The organism is Chelatococcus caeni, assembly GCF_014196925.1.
Lineage (GTDB): Bacteria > Pseudomonadota > Alphaproteobacteria > Rhizobiales > Beijerinckiaceae > Chelatococcus_A > Chelatococcus_A caeni.
This window is the reverse complement of record NZ_JACIEN010000001.1, coordinates 628,754-646,282: the sequence shown is the minus strand read 5'-3', so window position 1 is coordinate 646,282 and position 17,529 is coordinate 628,754. Positions and strand designations below refer to the sequence as shown.

Annotated in this window: 10 protein-coding genes, 1 tRNA gene and 1 CRISPR repeat array; of the genes, 4 read left to right on the top strand and 7 right to left on the bottom strand. The window is 68.0% G+C overall.

The window, feature by feature from the left end; all coding sequences use genetic code 11:
* Window positions 1–83: 83 nt before the first annotated feature.
* Window positions 84–2,387, top strand: coding sequence for an ABC transporter permease (locus GGR16_RS03185; RefSeq protein WP_183315691.1), 2,304 nt, complete (start codon window positions 84–86; stop codon window positions 2,385–2,387).
* Window positions 2,384–3,160, top strand: a complete 777-nt coding sequence (locus tag GGR16_RS03180; protein WP_019404660.1) for an ATP-binding cassette domain-containing protein — start codon at window positions 2,384–2,386, stop codon at window positions 3,158–3,160. The genes GGR16_RS03185 and GGR16_RS03180 overlap by 4 nt, the downstream gene beginning before the upstream one ends.
* Before the next feature lie 344 nt (window positions 3,161–3,504).
* On the opposite strand, the gene GGR16_RS03175 is transcribed toward GGR16_RS03180, so the two are convergent.
* Together GGR16_RS03175 and GGR16_RS03170 are read right to left on the bottom strand one after the other, a co-directional pair.
* Window positions 3,505–4,542, bottom strand: a complete 1,038-nt coding sequence (locus GGR16_RS03175; protein ID WP_183315690.1) for a LacI family DNA-binding transcriptional regulator — start codon at window positions 4,540–4,542, stop codon at window positions 3,505–3,507.
* A 79-nt stretch (window positions 4,543–4,621) separates the two neighbouring features.
* Entirely contained in the window at window positions 4,622–5,512 is an 891-nt protein-coding gene (locus GGR16_RS03170; protein ID WP_183315689.1) for a PfkB family carbohydrate kinase, read from the bottom strand.
* 235 nt (window positions 5,513–5,747) lie between these two features.
* Between GGR16_RS03170 and phnF the strand changes: the two genes are divergently transcribed.
* The gene (phnF, locus tag GGR16_RS03165) at window positions 5,748–6,473 is read left to right on the top strand and encodes a phosphonate metabolism transcriptional regulator PhnF (protein WP_183315688.1); all 726 of its coding nucleotides are present in this window, start codon (window positions 5,748–5,750) and stop codon (window positions 6,471–6,473) included.
* A 4-nt stretch (window positions 6,474–6,477) separates the two neighbouring features.
* On the opposite strand, the gene GGR16_RS03160 is transcribed toward phnF, so the two are convergent.
* The 4 genes from GGR16_RS03160 to pyc form a co-directional block, all read right to left on the bottom strand.
* Window positions 6,478–7,215, bottom strand: coding sequence for an acetoacetate decarboxylase (locus GGR16_RS03160; RefSeq protein WP_019404664.1), 738 nt, complete (start codon window positions 7,213–7,215; stop codon window positions 6,478–6,480).
* Between the two features lie 80 nt (window positions 7,216–7,295).
* The gene (locus GGR16_RS03155; protein WP_019404665.1) at window positions 7,296–8,465 is read right to left on the bottom strand and encodes a patatin-like phospholipase family protein; all 1,170 of its coding nucleotides are present in this window, start codon (window positions 8,463–8,465) and stop codon (window positions 7,296–7,298) included.
* A 248-nt stretch (window positions 8,466–8,713) separates the two neighbouring features.
* Window positions 8,714–9,202: a cold shock domain-containing protein gene (locus GGR16_RS26380; RefSeq protein WP_019404666.1), complete on the bottom strand. Its 489-nt coding sequence runs from the start codon at window positions 9,200–9,202 to the stop codon at window positions 8,714–8,716.
* Window positions 9,203–9,610: 408 nt separating this feature from the next.
* Window positions 9,611–13,054 carry a pyruvate carboxylase gene (gene pyc / locus GGR16_RS03145; protein ID WP_183315687.1) on the bottom strand — a complete coding sequence of 1,148 codons (3,444 nt, stop codon included), beginning with the start codon at window positions 13,052–13,054 and terminating at the stop codon, window positions 9,611–9,613.
* A gap of 250 nt (window positions 13,055–13,304) precedes the next feature.
* Between pyc and GGR16_RS03140 the strand changes: the two genes are divergently transcribed.
* Window positions 13,305–13,393 (top strand) — tRNA-Ser (locus tag GGR16_RS03140).
* Between the two features lie 623 nt (window positions 13,394–14,016).
* Window positions 14,017–16,645: a CRISPR direct-repeat array (repeat unit 32 nt; unit sequence GTTTCAACCCACGCCCCCGCATGGGGAGCGAC).
* A gap of 394 nt (window positions 16,646–17,039) precedes the next feature.
* Here the strand turns inward: GGR16_RS03140 and GGR16_RS03135 are convergent.
* Window positions 17,040–17,372, bottom strand: a complete 333-nt coding sequence (locus GGR16_RS03135) for a hypothetical protein (protein WP_026015575.1) — start codon at window positions 17,370–17,372, stop codon at window positions 17,040–17,042.
* Window positions 17,373–17,529: the final 157 nt, after the last annotated feature.

The window sequence follows — 17,529 nt, the reverse complement described above, 5'->3', positions numbered from 1 at the left end:
CGGCGCCGCCAAGGGGCGCCGGCGGGCAGGCCAAAGCGACGCGGCGCGAAGCCGCGCAGAGGGACGACATAAGGAACATCGGGATGGCAATTGCGGCGGCAGCCGGCCGGCCGGACACCCCTCGCTCGCCCCAGCACCTTCCGATGCAGCTCGTCGGCGGCTGGGAAGCGGGCCTCCTTGCCTTCATGGCCCTGCTCTATCTCGTCGGGGTCCTTCTCAACCCGACCTTCTTCGGCTCGACCGACGCCATTTCAGCCGTGCTGCGGGATACGGCCCGCTATGGCGTGATGGCGGTCGGCATGACCTTCGTCATCGTCAACCGCGATCTCGACCTGTCCGTGGGCTCGACGCTCGGGCTGACCGCCGTCGCCTTCTCGATCTTCTTCTCGCCGACGCATTACGGCATGGACGCGGTGCCCGCCGCCCTCCTCTGCCTCGGGCTCGGCCTCGCCATCGGCCTCGTCAACGGCGTGCTCGTCGCCATCCTGCGCGTGCCGCCGTTCATCGCCACGCTGACGATGCTCTTCATCGGCCGCGGCCTCGTGCTCGGCCTCACCGGCGGCAAGACCATCGGCTTCGACCTCAAGGCGCAGGGCTACTGGCTCTTCGCCATGGGCGAGACCAATGCGCTCGGCTTCAACAACCAGATCCTCATCTTCCTGGTCTTCGCCGTCGTCGGCGCCTTCGTCCTCGCCAAGACGCGCATCGGCTACGAGACCTATGCGGTGGGCGGCAACGAGCAGGCGGCGCAATATGCCGGCATCGCGACGAAGGCCGTGCGCATCCGCGGCTTCATGATCTCGTCCTTCTGCGCCGCGGTCGCCGGGCTGATGAACGCCACGCAGGACAAGGGCGTCACCTCGCAATACGGCCAGGGGGCGGAACTCATCGTCATCGCCGCCGTCATCGTCGGCGGGGCCGCGATCGCCGGCGGGCGCGGGCGCGTCATCGGCGCATGCCTCGGCGCGGCCCTCGTCGTGCTCATCGACAAGGTGCTGCGCGAGGGCATTCCCGTCACGCGCACCATCACGGTGGGCGGCGTCGAGATGGAGGTGCAGGCGCTGGCCCAGCTGCCGCCCGGCGCCGTGCCGGCCTTCCTCGGCTTCATCCTGCTCGCGGCCGTGCTGATCGAGCCCTGGGTGGTGCGCGGCAATGTCTTCGGCCGCCTCAAGGCCTGGCTTACCGGCTCCGAGCCGCCGCCGAGCCTCGATCCCGGCGGTGCGGCCATCGTCGGCGTCAAGACCTTCGGCACGGCGAGCGATGCGCGCGGCGTCGGCGCCCGCGGGCTCAGGGCCTTCCTGCACCGGCGCGACGCGGCGGCCATCATCCTCGTCGTCGTGCTGTGGCTCGTCGGCATGTGGCTGCGGCCGGATTTCTGGGGCTCGCTCAACAATTCCTTCAACCTGCTGCTCGCCTTCTCCGAGGTGGCGCTCCTGTCACTCGGCCTCACCTACGTGATCGCCAACGGCGACATCGACCTGTCGGTCGGCTCGGTGCTGGCCCTGTCGGGGGCCGTGGCCGCCTATGTGATGAAGGAGATGGGCGGCGATCCGCTCCTCGCCATCTCGCTCGCGCTCGCCGCCGGGGCCCTGTGCGGCGCCGTCAACGGCTGGCTGACGACGCGCTTCAACCTGCCCTCCTTCGTCGCCACGCTCGGCATGTTCTACATCGCCCGCGGCCTGGCGGCCTGGATCGTCTCCGGCCGCCAGCTCTCGGGCTTCCCCGAGCGCTTCAACCTCATCGGCCGCAATCTCTACGAGGTGCTGTCCTATTTCGGCATGCCGCCGCAGGCGGGATTGTGGCTGGAGGTGACGCGCGCCGTCAGCGTGCAGACGCTGTTCCTCCTCCTCGTCGCGATTGTCGCCGGCATCGTCCTCGGGGCGACGCCCTTCGGGCAGAAGGTCTATGCCACCGGCGGCAACGAGCGGGCGGCGAGCTATGCGGGCGTCGACACGAAGCGCGTGCGCTTCCTGTCGCTCGTCTTCTCGGGGCTGTGCGCGGCAGCGGCGGGCGTCATCTACGTCGCTTTCTACCGCAGCTTCAACCCGTCCGCCGGCCTGCTGCGCGAGCTCGACGCCATCGCCTCGGTGATCATCGGCGGCGGCTCGATCTTCGGCGGCTACGGCACCATCATCGGCTCGCTTGCGGGGGCGGCCGTCATCACGCTCATCCGCTCGCTGCTGTCGCTGCAGGTGATCCTCGCCAACGGCGCCTCCTTCGTGCTGCCGCAGCACTGGATGAACGTGTTCATCGGTCTCATCCTGCTCGTCGCCGTGATCGGCGACATCTGGTTCCGCCAGAACAACATCTTCGGCGAATGGCGTCGCCGCCGGCAGCTCGCGGCCGCCGAGAAGCTGAGACTGCAAGCAGGGAGTAAAGGCGCATGACGACGCCGATCATCGAGATGCGCGGCATCATGAAGCGCTTCGGCGCGGTGCAGGCGCTCAACAACGTCAACTTCCACCTCATGCCGGGCGAGATCCTCGGCCTCGTCGGCGACAATTCCGCCGGCAAGTCGACGCTGATGAAGGTGATGACCGGCGCCTACCAGCGCGATGCGGGCGAGGTGCTCGTCAACGGCGAGGAAACCCACTTCAGGAGCCCGCACGAGAGCCGCGACCGCGGCATCGAGATGATCTACCAGGACTTCGCCCTGTGCGGGAACATGGACGTCGGCCAGAACATCTTCCTCGGCCGCTGGCCGCGGCGCTTCGGCCTCTTCGTCGACCGGCCGAAGATGTACGAGGAGGCGCGGCAGGTGCTGGGCCGCCTCAAGGTGGACGTCAATTCGGTGTTCCAGAAGGTGGAGAGCCTGTCGGGCGGACGCCAGCAGTCCGTCGCCATCGCCCGCGCCATCTCCTTCGAGCCCAAGGTCATCATCTTCGACGAGCCGACCGCCAATCTCTCGGTGATGGCGACCGAGCGGCTGCTGGAGACGATGGCGGAACTGAAGCGCCAGGGCGTGGCGCAGGTCATCATCTCGCATCGCCTCACCGACATCTTCGAGGTCGGCGACCGCATCATGGTGCTGAAGCGCGGCGAGAATGTCGGCGACCGCTATATCGCCCACACCAGCGAGAAGGAGGTGCTGGAGCTCATCGTCTCCGGCACGCCGGACACGGCGCTGACGGCCGACGAGGCACTGAAACAGGCGGCCTGAGGGATCGGAAGTCGGCAGGAGCGCCGCTTCCCAACCGAAAGCAATCTCGTTTCCCGGACGCGTGCAGCGAAGCGGAACGCGATCCCGGATCCAGCGCCATGACTCGCCGAAGGTGCCGTGGTCGCGTGGCATGCCTTTCATGCCCCGCGCGCCACACCGGGACGCGTAGCGCGATGCGGATCGGCGCTGGATCATAGGGCGCCTTCGGCAGATTCTTGCGCTGGACCCCGGCTCGCATTCCGCTTCGCTGCATGCGTCCGGGGAAGATCGTAGTGCGAGGTTGGCAGGCGCGCGGACCAAGCGACTGCCGACTGCCGACTGCCGACCGCCGACTGCCGAGCCCGCTACGGAATATTGTCCCGCAGGAAGATGTCGATGCGGATGCGCTCCTGCTCGGGCAGGATGGGCTCGCCCGTGCAATGGGCGAGGAGCACGCGCGCGGCCGAGCGGGCCTCGTGGCCGGCGTCCTGGTTGATGACCGCGTCCATGATGCCGCGCACGAGGAAGCGCCGCGTGTAGGCAGTGAGGTCGTGGCCGATGAAGACGACGTCCCGCTCCCGCCCCGCGGCCTCGAGGGCCGCGGCGATGCCGCGGTTGCCGGCCCCGACGTTGTAGATGCCGACGAGATCGGGATGGGCGGCGAGGATGTCCTCCGTCACCTTGCGGGTCAGCTCTGAATCGTCGCGCCCCTCGCGCAGCGGCAGGGTTCTCAGGTTGGCGAACTCGCCGTTCACCACCTGCATGAAGCCGAACTGCCGCTCGGCATGGTCGCGCAGGGCGAGCGAACCGGCGATGAGCGCGACGGGTCCCTCGCGCCCGCCGGAGAAGCGCCCCATCAGCGTGCCGGCCGTGCGCCCGGCGGCCGTGTTGTCGATGCCGACATAGCGCAGCCTGCGCGAGGTCGGCGCGTCCGACACCAGGGTCACCACGGCCGAGCCGCGCGCGACGAGATCGTCGATGGCGGCCCTGACGCGCGGATGATCGAGCGCGATGACCGCAACGCCGTGATAGCGGCCTTCGAGCCGCTCGAGCGCCGTGGCGAGGACGTCGGGATCGAAGACATCGACATGCACCATGTCGACGAAGGCCCGCTGGGTGACGAGCCACTCGGCCGTCGCGCCCACCTGCTCCTCGAGGTTGCTCATGAAGGTGTTGGTGCCCGTCGGCAGGATGAAGCAGAAGCGGAAGGTCTCCTTGCGCGCCAGCCGCGCGGCGACGGGATCGGGCCGGTAGCCGAGCTTGGCGATGGCCGCCTGCACCTTGGCGGCGGTCTTCTCGCGCACGCCGGGGCGCCGGTTGAGTACACGGTCCACGGTCGCGAGCGATACGCCCGCCTCCCGCGCGACATCCTCCAGCGTTATCCGTTCGGCGATCATGCTCATGACAGAGGCATGTTGCCCTCATTTTCTGAGGTGCGCAACGCAAGATCACCCGGCCAGGGCAAAAAACGCGAAAGCCGGCCTAGCTCTGCAACAGGCGCTCCACCTCGGCGCGGCTCGGGGCGCCGCGACCGCCGCCGAAGCGGGTGCATTTGATGGCCGCGGTCGCATTTGCGAAGCGCACGGCAGGGCGCGGCGCCATGCCCTCCGCCAGCGCCAGGGCGAGCGCGCCGTGCCAGACATCGCCGGCTCCGAGGGTGTCGACCACGTCGACCGTGAAAGCCGGCTCGTGCGCGACCTTGCCGTCCTCGATGAAGAAGACGCCCCCCTCTCCCGTCGTCACGGCCAGCCAGCTGTCGCGAAGCCCCACGGCGAGACGGCCGAGCCCTTCCCGCGGATCGTCGAGCCCCGTGCGCTCCCGCAGCGCCTGCGCGCTGAAGGCAATGTGGCTCGCGGCTTCGAGGACGCCGGGATGGTCTGGGGCGCGGTCGACATCGAACACAGCGGGCACGCCGGCCGCGCGGGCCAGCGTGAAGATCCGCGCCGCCCCCTCCTGCCAGCGCGTGTCGCCGAGCACGGCGCCGGTTCCCGGCGGCAGCGCCGCGGGAAGGCTCTCCACGGCGGCGGGATAGCGCGGATCGGAATAGCTGATCACGGTGCGCTCGCCGGCCGCATCGACCAGGATCGCCGACACCGGCGAACGCTGGCCGCCGATGCGCACGACACCGCTGCAGTCGACGCCCTCGTCGGTGAGCGAGCCCACGATGTCGTCGCCGACGCGATCGTCCCCGAGGCGGGCGACGAGCCGGGCCCTGCCGCCGAGGCGTGCGATGGCGACGGCTGCATTGCCGGCACAGCCGCCCGTCGTCACCGCCACATCGCGGGCGCGATATTTCTCCGCCCGCGTCGGCAGGGCGTCGAGCTTGTAGACATAATCGAGGGTGGCGATGCCGATGCAGAGGACGGATTGCATTCAGGGCTCGATATGCGGCCGCACGCGTGCGAGACTGGACAAGCGGCGATGCCAGCCCGACGGGCGCACGTCAAGATGCTGCCGCGGATCCGGCGCAATTTCAGCCCCTAGGACACATGGGTGGTTTTTTACATCAACGGGATGCATTAATTTGAACCGTTAGAATTTTACTTTATTTTTCCGTACAGAGGCGAACAGGCTCGCTATGAATGATTGCTTCTCCTTCCCGGATGGCTTGCCTCTTGATCGATCGGCGTCCGTACCCGTCTGGCGGCAGATCCTGAGCGACATCGAGTTCGAGATTCGCGGGGGGCTCGTCGCCTCAGGGCAAAAGCTTCCGTCCGAGCTGGAATTGTCGCGGCGCTCCGGGGTCAATCGCCACACGGTCCGCATGGCGCTGCTCAAGCTGGCGGACAAGGGCCTCGTCGTCTCGCGGCAGGGGGCGGGCGTCTTCGTCACCGACGAGCAGCCGGAATACCGGATCGCCCGCCAGCCGAGCTCGACCGAGCTCGAGCAGGCCATGAACGACGCGGCGACCGGCGAGCTCATCGCCTCCTACCGTCGCCCCACGTCGCACTATCTCGCCGGCCTGCTGCAGATCGACAGGGGCGGCGAGCTGCTGGTGCTGGAGACGCTGCGCCAGGCCGGCTCGCGGTTGCTGTCCTACGGCTATCACTATTTCGATGCTGCGCGTTTCGCCGGCATCGATGCCACCTTCGCCCGCCTGCGCAGCCTGTCGGCTACCCTCGCGGAGTTCGACTGCCGCAGGCTCCTGCGCCGCGCCACCTGGATCGACACGCGCATGCCCCGCAAGGTCGAGGCCGCGGCACTCGGCATCGACCTCGACGAGCCGGTGATCGTGTTGAGCTATGTGGACACGGACGGGGAAGGCCGTCCGGTCCTGTTCGGCAACACGGTGCTGCGCGGCGGCGCCGTGCGTGTGCGGGTGGAAACGGCCTGAGCCCTCACGCCAGATAGTCGTGGGCGACGCGCCCGAGCCCGAGCGTCAGATCGGCGACGAGGTGCAGGGCGGAGACGACCTCGAGCACCGGCAGCTCCGCCACGGGCGCCAGGGCATGCGGGTTGAGCGACAGGGCGGCCGGCCCGGTCCATGCCCCTTTGACGGTGACGTCCTCGAGATAATATTCGACCAGCTCGCAGATGCGCGGCGTGCCGTCGACATGCGGGATGATCTTGAGCAGGAAGTTCGGCTGCATCAGCGCGGTCCGCACGGCATCGAGATCCGCGCTGCGATGCTTGTAGCCCATCGTGCCGGTCGCCACGCGCACGGGACCGTAATCGAGCGTGCCGACGAGCGTGTCGATCTCGGCCTTGAGGCTCGGGCTCGCAAGCTTCTTGGGGAAGCCCCACAACTCGCGCCCGCCGGCGATCGGCGGATGGTCGTTGAGGAACATGCAGTGGGTGTAGCCGCCCTTGCGGCCCTCGAAGCGCACCGGGATCACCTGGCCGGTTTCCGTATAGTCGCCGAAGCCGGTCGAATCCGGCATGCGGATGAACTCGTACTTGACGAGCGGCTCGTCGATCTCGAGCGGCTCCGGCACCAGGGCGCGCAGCTTCTCCGGGTCCGTACGGTAGGTGATGATCAGGAACTCGCGGTCGATGAAGCGATAGGGCCCGGGCGGATAGGCCGGGCTGGTCAGGGGCATGGCGAAGGCATTTCTCACGACGTCTTCAAGCTTCATGATGTGCGCTCCTCGTCCCTCGGTCGGCCTGCAAGCCGTGATGATCCCTCCGGCCGGCGGTTGCCCGCGCGACCAAGCCGTCACTCTTCGTCGGCGAAATCGAAGACCTGCAGTCCGGCGTGGTTCTGCGGCCGCGTGAAGATCTGCGGGTGCGCCAGGGCGCGCGCCGCATCCTCGTAGCCCGACTGCCAGTGGTCCCGCATGCTGCGCCGGGAGAATTCGTAGTCCTTCGAATCCCCCTCATAGGCGCGCGAGCGATAGATGAGATGGACGAGGTTGTAGACCTTGAAATCCGCCGCGCGCCCGAGGAGGCGGGCCTCCTCGCTGCGGCTGAGGTCCGGCGGCAGTTTGTCGAGGAGATGCGCGAGGGCGTGGCGCAGCTCCTGCATCTGCTTGAACTGGTCCGTATTGGCGCGCGTGCGGCTGGAGAACTGGATCTCCTTCTGCCGTGTCGACACATCCGTCAGCGTGGCGGGAAAGCGTCCGCCGGCGCTCCACAGGTCGACCTGAAAGGCCAGGGTGTCGGCACGCGTCCCGCTCTGCATCACCACCCATTGCAGCGGCGTGTTGGAGATGAGACCGCCGTCCCAATAGAACTCGCCGTCGATCTCGACCGCGGGAAAGCCCGGCGGCAGGGCGCCGCTCGCCATCACGTGCTCGGGCGCGAGGCGATGCTTCGTCGTGTCGAAATAGGTGAAGTTGCCGCTCGTGACATTGACCGCCCCGACGCTCAGGCGCGTTTCGCCGGCGTTGATGCGGTCGAAGTCGACCAGTTCCTCCAGGGTGCTGCGCAGCGCCCGGGTGTCGTAGAAGCTGGTGGCGGCGAGGCTGCCGGCCGCCTGGAAGAAGGGCGGCGGAAAACGCGGCGAGAAGAAGTCGCTCGCCCCCTCGAAAAGCGCGATCTCGGCACTGATCTGGTTGATGACGCTGCGGGCGAAGTCCCCGTGCGGTATGGTGTCGAACCAGGCGCCGGCCAGCTCCCACGTCGGGCGCGCGGTGATGCGCTCCCAGAAGGCCCTGAGCTTGTCGACGCGCTCGGTGGGCGCGTTGCCGGCGATGATGGCCGAATTGATGGCGCCGATGGAGATCCCCGCCACCCAGTCGGGATGGATGCCGGCCTCGGCCAGCGCCTCGTAGACGCCGGCCTGATAGGCGCCGAGCGCCCCGCCCCCCTGGAGGACAAGGGCGATGCACTCGAAGGGAAGACGCTCGCCGTCACGCGACGCGCCGGATCCTGCTGCCTTCGCCATCCGCCCTCCCCTCATGATCGCCCTTGTCGCACAGCCATATGACAGGACGGCATACGGCACGGCGGATCCTGCCAGAGCAGATCTTGCCAGAGCAGATCTTGCCAGGGCAGATCTTGCCAGGACAGATCTTGCAACGACCTTGCAGCGAACGCAAAAAGTTGCCGCAACGCAGCAAAAAGCCGCGGGCGCAGCCGCCCGCGGCTTCTTCATCTCGGACGTCCGAAGATCGGCGAGGCTTGCGCCGCCGGTCAGTCGGCGTAGGAAATCATCGAGGCTTCACGGCCCTTGGCGCCGGCGACGACGCTCATGTTGACCCGCTGGCCCTCGGCGAGGTCGGCGATGCCACCGCGCTGCAGCGTCGAAGCGTGGACGAACACGTCGCGGCCACCGTCGTCGGGCTGCACGAAGCCGAAGCCCTTGTCACGATTGTACCACTTGACGGTGCCCGCCATCTCCTCGGCCGGTCCTTCCGGAACCCGCGGAGCGAAGCCGCCGCCGCCGCCACCGGCGCGCGGACCACGCGGAGCGCGCGGCTGCGGCGGCAGGTCCTCGAGCTCGAGCACCTCGGCGACCTGGTTGCCCTTCGGTCCCTCGCGCAGGCGCACGACGATGCGCGCACCCGGCTCGGCCCCGTTGAAGCCGGCAGCCTCGAGCGAGCGCATGGACAGGAAGGCATCGCCCGACCCATCCTCGCAGGCAACGAAGCCGAAGCCCTTCTCGGGGTTGAACCACTTCACCGTCGCGTCGGTCGGCGGGCCGGCCGGCGCCGCAAACGCATCGCGCGACGGACGACCGCCGAAACCACCCTCGCGGCCACCGAAACCGCCGTCACGGCCCCCGAAGCCGCCATCACGGCCGCCGAAGCCTCCGTCACGACCGCCGAAGCCACCATCGCGCCCCCCGAAACCGCCGTCACGGGAGTCAAAGCTGTCGCGACGGCCACCACCCCTGCGGCGGGCGTCACGGTTATCATCGTATCGGTTCATACAGGATATCCAACTGGGAGAGTTTTCATCATACCCGAAAATACATGGCCACGCCATGCGGCAGGCCGAGCGGTCTCGTCCGTAAGCGTGCTTGCGGCGACAGACTAATCATAGCCTCGATTCCGGCTTTGCGCGACTGCCTTTTCGCAGGATGGCCGTCTATTCGAAAATGACAAGCAAATCCTTGGCTTCGACAGGCGTGGCCGGCGCCACGACGACCTCGGCGACGCGCCCGTCGCGCGCGGCGTGGATGGCGGTCTCCATCTTCATGGCCTCGATGGTGAGGAGGATGTCGCCGGCCCGGACCTCCTGCCCCGCCTTGACGGCGACGGTGGCGACGGCGCCGGGCATGGGGGCGGCGACGTGCTTCTCGTTCGCCTCGTCGGCCTTGCGCCGCACCGGCCGGCTCGCCGCGGCGGCGCGGTTCGGCACCTTGATGATGCGCGGCTGGCCGTTGAGCTCGAAGAAGACGCGCACCTGCCCCTCCTCGTCGGTGTCGCCCACGGCCTGCAGGCGGATGACGAGGGTCTTGCCCTTCTCGATGGTGACGGCGATGTCGTCGCCCACCTGCATGCCGTAGAAGAAGACCGGCGTCGGCAGGGACGACACGGGCCCATACTTGCGGCTCGCGCCGCAGAACTCGGCGAAGACCTTCGGATACATCAGGAAGGAGGACAGCTCCCGCTCGCTGACCGCGCGGCCGCAACGCTTCTCGGCTTCCGCGCGCGCTGCGGCGAGATCGGCCGGCGGCAGCAAGGACCCCGGCCGGGCGGTGGACGGCGCCTCGCCCTTCAGCACCTTCCGCTGCAGGGCCTCGGGCCAGCCGCCCGGCGGCTGGCCGAGGTCGCCGCGCAGCATCTCGACGACCGAGCCCGGGAAGGCGATGTCGCGCTTCTCGTCGAGCACGTCCGCCGGGGTGAGCCCCTGCGCCACCATCATCAGCGCCATGTCGCCGACGACCTTGGACGAGGGCGTGACCTTGACGATGTCGCCGAAGAGGTCGTTGGCCGCCCGGTAGGCCTTGGCCACCTCATGCCAGCGCGTCTCGAGGCCGAGCGAACGCGCCTGCTCCTTGAGATTGGTGAACTGGCCGCCCGGCATCTCGTGGAGATAGACCTCGGAGGCGCCGGACTTTAGGTCGCTCTCGAAGGCCGCGTATTGGGTGCGCACCGCCTCCCAGTAGAAGCTGAGCTGGCGGATGGCCTCCGGATCGAGCCCGGTGTCCTCGTCCGTATGGCGCAGGGCCTCGACCAGCGAGCCGAGGCAGGGCTGCGACGTCGCGCCGGACATGGCGTCCATCGCCGCATCGAAGGCGTCCACCCCGGCGGCGACCGCCGCCAGCACGCTCGCCGCCGCGATGCCGGAGGTGTCGTGCGTGTGAAGGTGGATCGGCAGGCCGACCTCCTCGCGCAGCGCCTTGACCAGCACCCTGGCCGCCGCGGGCTTCAGCAGCCCCGCCATGTCCTTGATGCCGAGGATGTGGCAGCCGGCCTTCTCCAGGTCCTTCGCAAGACCGACGTAATAGCCGAGCGAGTACTTGGCGCGGGCGGGGTCGAGGATGTCGCCGGTGTAGCAGATGGCCCCTTCCGCCAGCTTGCCCGCCTCACCGACGGCGTCGATGGCGACGCGCATGTTCTCGACCCAGTTGAGGCAGTCGAACACGCGGAAGAGGTCCATGCCCGCATCCGCCGCCTGGCGGACGAAATGGCGCACGACATTGTCGGGATAATTGGTGTAGCCGACGCCGTTCGCCCCGCGCAGCAGCATCTGCAGGAGCACGTTCGGCACCTTCTCGCGCAGCAGCGCCAGCCGCTCCCACGGGTCCTCGGTGAGGAAGCGCATGGCGACGTCGAAGGTGGCGCCGCCCCAGCATTCGAGCGAGAAGAGCTGCGGCAGGCCGTTGGCATAGGCCTCCGCCGCGCCGGCGATGTCGAAGGTGCGCATGCGCGTGGCAAGGAGCGACTGGTGCGCGTCGCGCATCGTGGTGTCCGTGACGAGCGCCCGGCGCTCGGCGCGCATCCAGTCGGCAAAGCCCTTCGGCCCCAGGCGGTCGAGCACTCGGCGCGTGCCTTCCACGCCGGACGGCGCCGGAAAGACGGGCGCATGCGGCGGGCGGGCCTCGGCGGGCGGGCGGGCGCGGCCCTTCACCTCCGGATGGCCGTTCACCGTGACGTCGGCGATATAGGTGAGCAGCTTGGTCGCCCGGTCGCGCCGCCGCGGCGCGCTGAACAGCTCCGGCGTCTCGTCGATGAAGCGGGTGGTGTAGTCGTTGCCGCGGAACTTCGGATGCGACAGCACCGCCTCGAGGAAGAAGAGGTTGGTGGCGACGCCGCGGATGCGGTATTCGCGCAGCGCCCGGTCCATGCGGGCGATGGCCTCGCCCGGCGTCGGCGCCCAGGCCGTCACCTTCTCCAGCATCGGGTCGTAGAAACGGGTGACGACGGCCCCGGAATAGGCCGTGCCGCCGTCGACGCGGATGCCGAAGCCGAAGGCGCCGCGATAGGCGGTGATGCGGCCGTAGTCCGGGATGAAGTTGTTCTCCGGGTTCTCCGTGGTGATGCGGCACTGCAGGGCGTGGCCGTCGAGCACGATTTCCGACTGCGGCGGAATGCCTGTCTCGGCCGCGATGCCGAGCCGCCCGCCCTCGGCGACCCGGATCTGCGCCTTGACGATGTCGAGCCCGGTGACGACCTCTGTCACCGTGTGCTCCACCTGGATGCGCGGGTTGACCTCGATGAAGTAGAAGGCGCCCGTGTCGGCATCCATGAGGAACTCGACCGTGCCGGCGCCGACATAATCCGTCGCCCGGCCGATCTTGAGACCCGCCTCGCACAGGGCGGCGCGGGTCGCCGCGTCGAGATAGGGCGCCGGCGCGCGCTCAATCACCTTCTGGTTGCGGCGCTGAATGGAGCAGTCGCGCTCGAAGAGGTGGACGAGGTTGCCGTGCCTGTCGCCGAGGAGCTGCACCTCGACATGGCGGGCGCGGCGCACGAGCTTTTCGAGATAGACCTCGTCCTTGCCGAAGGCGGCCTTCGCCTCGCGCCTCGCGCTCAGGACGGCGTCGATGAGCTTGTCCTCGCTCTCGATGGGGCGCATGCCGCGCCCGCCGCCGCCCCAGGAGGCCTTGAGCATGACCGGATAGCCGACCTCGGCGGCAAGGCGTCTGATCTCGGCGGGATCCTCCGGCAGCGGGTCGGTCGCCGGCATCACCGGCACGCCGACGGAAATGGCGAGGTTGCGCGCCGCCACCTTGTTGCCGAGCGTGCGCATCGTTTCGGGCTTCGGCCCGATGAAGATGATGCCGGCGGCGGCGCAGGCTTCCGCAAATTCCGGGCTCTCGGACAGGAAGCCATAGCCGGGGTGGATGGCGTCGACCCGTGCCTCCCTGGCGACGCGGATCACCTCGTCGATGGAGAGATAGGCCTCGAGCGGCCCCCTGCCCTTGCCGACCTGATAGGCCTCGTCCGCCTTGAAGCGGTGCAGCGAGAGTTTGTCCTCCTCCGCATAGATCGCCACCGTCTGGATGCCGAGTTCCGTCGCCGCCCGAAACACCCGAATGGCGATCTCGGAGCGGTTGGCAACCAACAGGCGCTTGATCTTCATGCAGAGCCCCCTCTCAAATAGCGCAAAGCTCTTTTGCCATACACGCAATGCAGCAAGGCGCAAACAACGGAATCATCATGTCATTTGGCTCCGCGCCCATGCATGCCGCTGCGCTGCAGCATCCCTTCGGCCACGCGCACTCCCCGCCCCGCGCCGAAAAAGCAGGCCGGCCGCGGCCCAAAGTGGCGGTGCATGACCCAACTGGCATGTTGACCGGAATCCGCGAAAAGGTTAGGGCTTGGCCGCCGCAGGAGACGTGGCCGAGTGGCTGAAGGCGGCGGTTTGCTAAACCGTTATACGTGGTAACACGTATCAGGGGTTCGAATCCCCTCGTCTCCGCGGAAATCCAAGAAAATCAACGCTTTGATGTCCGCCTGCGGAGCCCGTTCGCTCGCGCAGGTCGCGAACGAACAGGGAAGACGAGGCACCACTCGTCGGCACGGATGCCGGCACAGCGGCGCTCCCTTCCCGCTCCGGGCGCCCGATCCTCGCTATGAAAGCCGGCTTGCATAGCGGCGCGCCACATCAAAGCAGGCTTTGAAGCGACTTTCCGGCATCGAAGCCCGTTTTTCATGAAGCTGGCAAGTTCGGGACGACCCCGAGCCGCCTGTCCAAGCTCCTCGTCTGGATGACGGCATACGCCCACGCGGGAGTGCAGCCGGCCTGCGGATGCTCCGCAGACCGGCCCAAATTTCGATCCGCGTTCCCGCAATGGGGAGAGACGGGCACGGTCGACCTTCACGTATTCGTCCATCAGGTTTCAATCCACGCCCCCGCATGGGGAGCGACCATCCGATCGACGAGCGCCGGCGCGCCAAGCTGGAGTTTCAACCCACGCCCCCCGCATGGGGAGCGACGACGTTCGGCTTCTCGACCTTGGGGAGGTGCTTCCTGTTTCAACCCACGCCCCCCGCATGGGGAGCGACCGCCGCGAAGCCACCCATGGCGAGGCGGTCCTGGAAGTTTCAACCCACGCCCCCGCATGGGGAGCGACCGGGCCATCGCAGGCGGGCCGGCTCCGCTCGCCTCGTTTCAACCCACGCCCCCGCATGGGGAGCGACAGCTTGAGATGGCCGACAAGGCCGCCGGCATCAAGTTTCAACCCACGCCCCCGCATGGGGAGCGACTCACCCATTCCGTCTTCTCGTCGGTGGCCTGGTTGTTTCAACCCACGCCCCCGCATGGGGAGCGACCGGCGCAGCAGGACCGCCTCTAGCCGCTTCTTAAGTTTCAACCCACGCCCCCGCATGGGGAGCGACTGCGGAGAGGGCCGCGAGAAGAGCGGCGAGGAGGAGTTTCAACCCACGCCCCCGCATGGGGAGCGACCCGAAGGCTGGCTTGAGGAGCGCGACGCGCTTGAGTTTCAACCCACGCCCCCGCATGGGGAGCGACGTGGGACTTCAGCGTGTCATCCTGCAGGGCGCCGGTTTCAACCCACGCCCCCGCATGGGGAGCGACTTCCTCAAGGGCCTCAGGGGTTGGCCCACTTTCGGGTTTCAACCCACGCCCCCGCATGGGGAGCGACTTCGTCATCGGCGAGCGCTACATGCTCACCGAGCAGTTTCAACCCACGCCCCCGCATGGGGAGCGACCCTCAAGCACCTGCTCCGGAGCGAGTCCGAGGGCGTTTCAACCCACGCCCCCGCATGGGGAGCGACCGCAGGCCCTGAGCGCCTTCGCCGGATCGCCGGGGTTTCAACCCACGCCCCCGCATGGGGAGCGACCGGGTCGGGGAATATTAGGGCATTTATTCAAGACGGGTTTCAACCCACGCCCCCGCATGGGGAGCGACACGACATGCGCGAGCCCGTCTCCACCATCGTAGGGTTTCAACCCACGCCCCCGCATGGGGAGCGACGACGATGTACGCTCCCTTGGCCATCCTGGGCCAGTTTCAACCCACGCCCCCGCATGGGGAGCGACCAGGTCTACGCCTTCGTGTTCTCGAAGGACAACCCGTTTCAACCCACGCCCCCGCATGGGGAGCGACCAGCGTGGCAGCGGCGTGAGGGAGGGTAGCAAGATGTTTCAACCCACGCCCCCGCATGGGGAGCGACCACATCAGCACGAGACGACACCGGCCGGCTTGGGTTTCAACCCACGCCCCCGCATGGGGAGCGACACCTCGGCGAGGATCTGGGCCAGCGGCTTGCGGGAGTTTCAACCCACGCCCCCGCATGGGGAGCGACAGCCGGATACGGGCGAGCGGCCGGCGATCACGCTGTTTCAACCCACGCCCCCGCATGGGGAGCGACGGTCTTTGATCCAGTAGCACGGCGACAAGTAGCCGTTTCAACCCACGCCCCCGCATGGGGAGCGACGACCACTGTGCGCATCGGGATCGACGGCTTTGGCGCGTTTCAACCCACGCCCCCGCATGGGGAGCGACTCCTGCTTGGCGGCCTGGGCGGCTTTGCCGGCGGCGTTTCAACCCACGCCCCCGCATGGGGAGCGACAGTTCCCCGACATCACCGTTCGCCGGTTCTCTGAGTTTCAACCCACGCCCCCGCATGGGGAGCGACACCCCCGGAGCCCGCACCTCCATCCGGCAGGTGAAGTTTCAACCCACGCCCCCGCATGGGGAGCGACACGCCACCAACGTGGTGCAGCGGGCCATCCTCATGTTTCAACCCACGCCCCCGCATGGGGAGCGACCTTCAAGCAGATGCTTCTGGCGTGGCACGTGCAGTTTCAACCCACGCCCCCGCATGGGGAGCGACGGCCGCCGCAGCGCCGGACCCGAACGCCAGCACGGTTTCAACCCACGCCCCCGCATGGGGAGCGACCCCGCCCCAGCCCCACACGAGCCGGCCGTCTTCCAGTTTCAACCCACGCCCCCGCATGGGGAGCGACTCGACATCAGCATTGAGCCGGAGGAGGTGGTACCGTTTCAACCCACGCCCCCGCATGGGGAGCGACCTCGGCCAAGGGTTGGGCGGCGTGGTGGCTTAAGGTTTCAACCCACGCCCCCGCATGGGGAGCGACGAGGGAACGACGCGGGCGCTCAACGGCGCCCTGACGTTTCAACCCACGCCCCCGCATGGGGAGCGACCCAGGATGCCGGCGTCCACCGGGCGCAGCTCGATGGCCTGGTTTCAACCCACGCCCCCGCATGGGGAGCGACCTACGCGATTGTCACCAAGCCAAAGGTGCGGAGATGTTTCAACCCACGCCCCCGCATGGGGAGCGACCATCGTGGATGCCGAGATGCGCCGCATGGTGGAGGTTTCAACCCACGCCCCCGCATGGGGAGCGACCGGCTCGCTCTCCATCGTCCGCAACCTGCAGGATGAGGTTTCAACCCACGCCCCCGCATGGGGAGCGACTCTCTCGTCCCCCTTGGGGGGGACTATAGGGGGGGGTTCAACCCACGCCCCCGCATGGGGAGCGACCTTCAAGAGGTCGGCGCGATCGATGACGATCTTGTTTCAACCCACGCCCCCGCATGGGGAGCGACCCGTCCCCTTCCATATGCGCGGCGGCCTCGATGTGTTTCAACCCACGCCCCCGCATGGGGAGCGACGACCTCGACATGCGACGTCTGGCTGACGACGAAGCCGTTTCAACCCACGCCCCCGCATGGGGAGCGACGCCCTTGCTCTTACCTGATTGCGGCAACGAGCAAAACGGGGTTCGGATCGCGAAGCGGGCTCTTCCGCCGGCGCGCCGGCGGAGGATCGTCGCGGGCGGCGGCGATTAGCCCAACGATATCAAGGAGCTGGGCCGTGTGCGAACAGGGCGGGCTTTTCCGGCACGCTTGCGGTTCGCGCCTCGGTGGGTTGACTGTGCCTTGGGCCCCGAGCGCAGGTCCCGGGCTGGAGGGCCGGAGCCTTCGCTGACCTCGCTCTGGTCGCTCTCCGCGGCCGGCAGGCTGCGATGATGCTGGCGCAGATAGCCATGCTCCGGAGGCGCTTGCGTCGTCGGGGCGCTTTTCAACGGCCGGCCGAGTCGGAGCCGCATCGCATCTCGCCGATGGACATCGAGCCTATTGCTGTGCGCCGCCACCGTCGCACAGGCTCGGCACGGTCCTCGCCCCGTGCTCCTGTAAACGATCCGCAGCGGCGCCCTGCCGTCCTGTCCGTTGCGTTCTCCTCTCCCTCGCGCGCCGCGCGAGGGAGAGGCAGAGGGCGCTTGACAGTCCCGCACAGAAGGCAAGGTACAGCGTCAGGGCTTCGCCCGCCGGGACAGCGGAGGCGAGCCAGGCCGCGAGGGCGGCAAGGCCGAGAAGGCCGCTCGTGATGATCCAGGCGGGGGCACGGGTCAGAATACCGGTCAGCAGGCCGCCACCTGCTGCCAGGGCGGTGAGAAGAACGGACATGAGCAATCCAACTTGAGCAATCCAACATGAGCAATCCGACTTGGGGCTATCCAACCTGGGGCAATCCAAACGGTGCAACGGCAATGAACTGGTCGAAACAATCGAAATGAAAAACCCTCCCCCCAAACGGGGGAGGTGCATCGCGGGTGAACTTGCC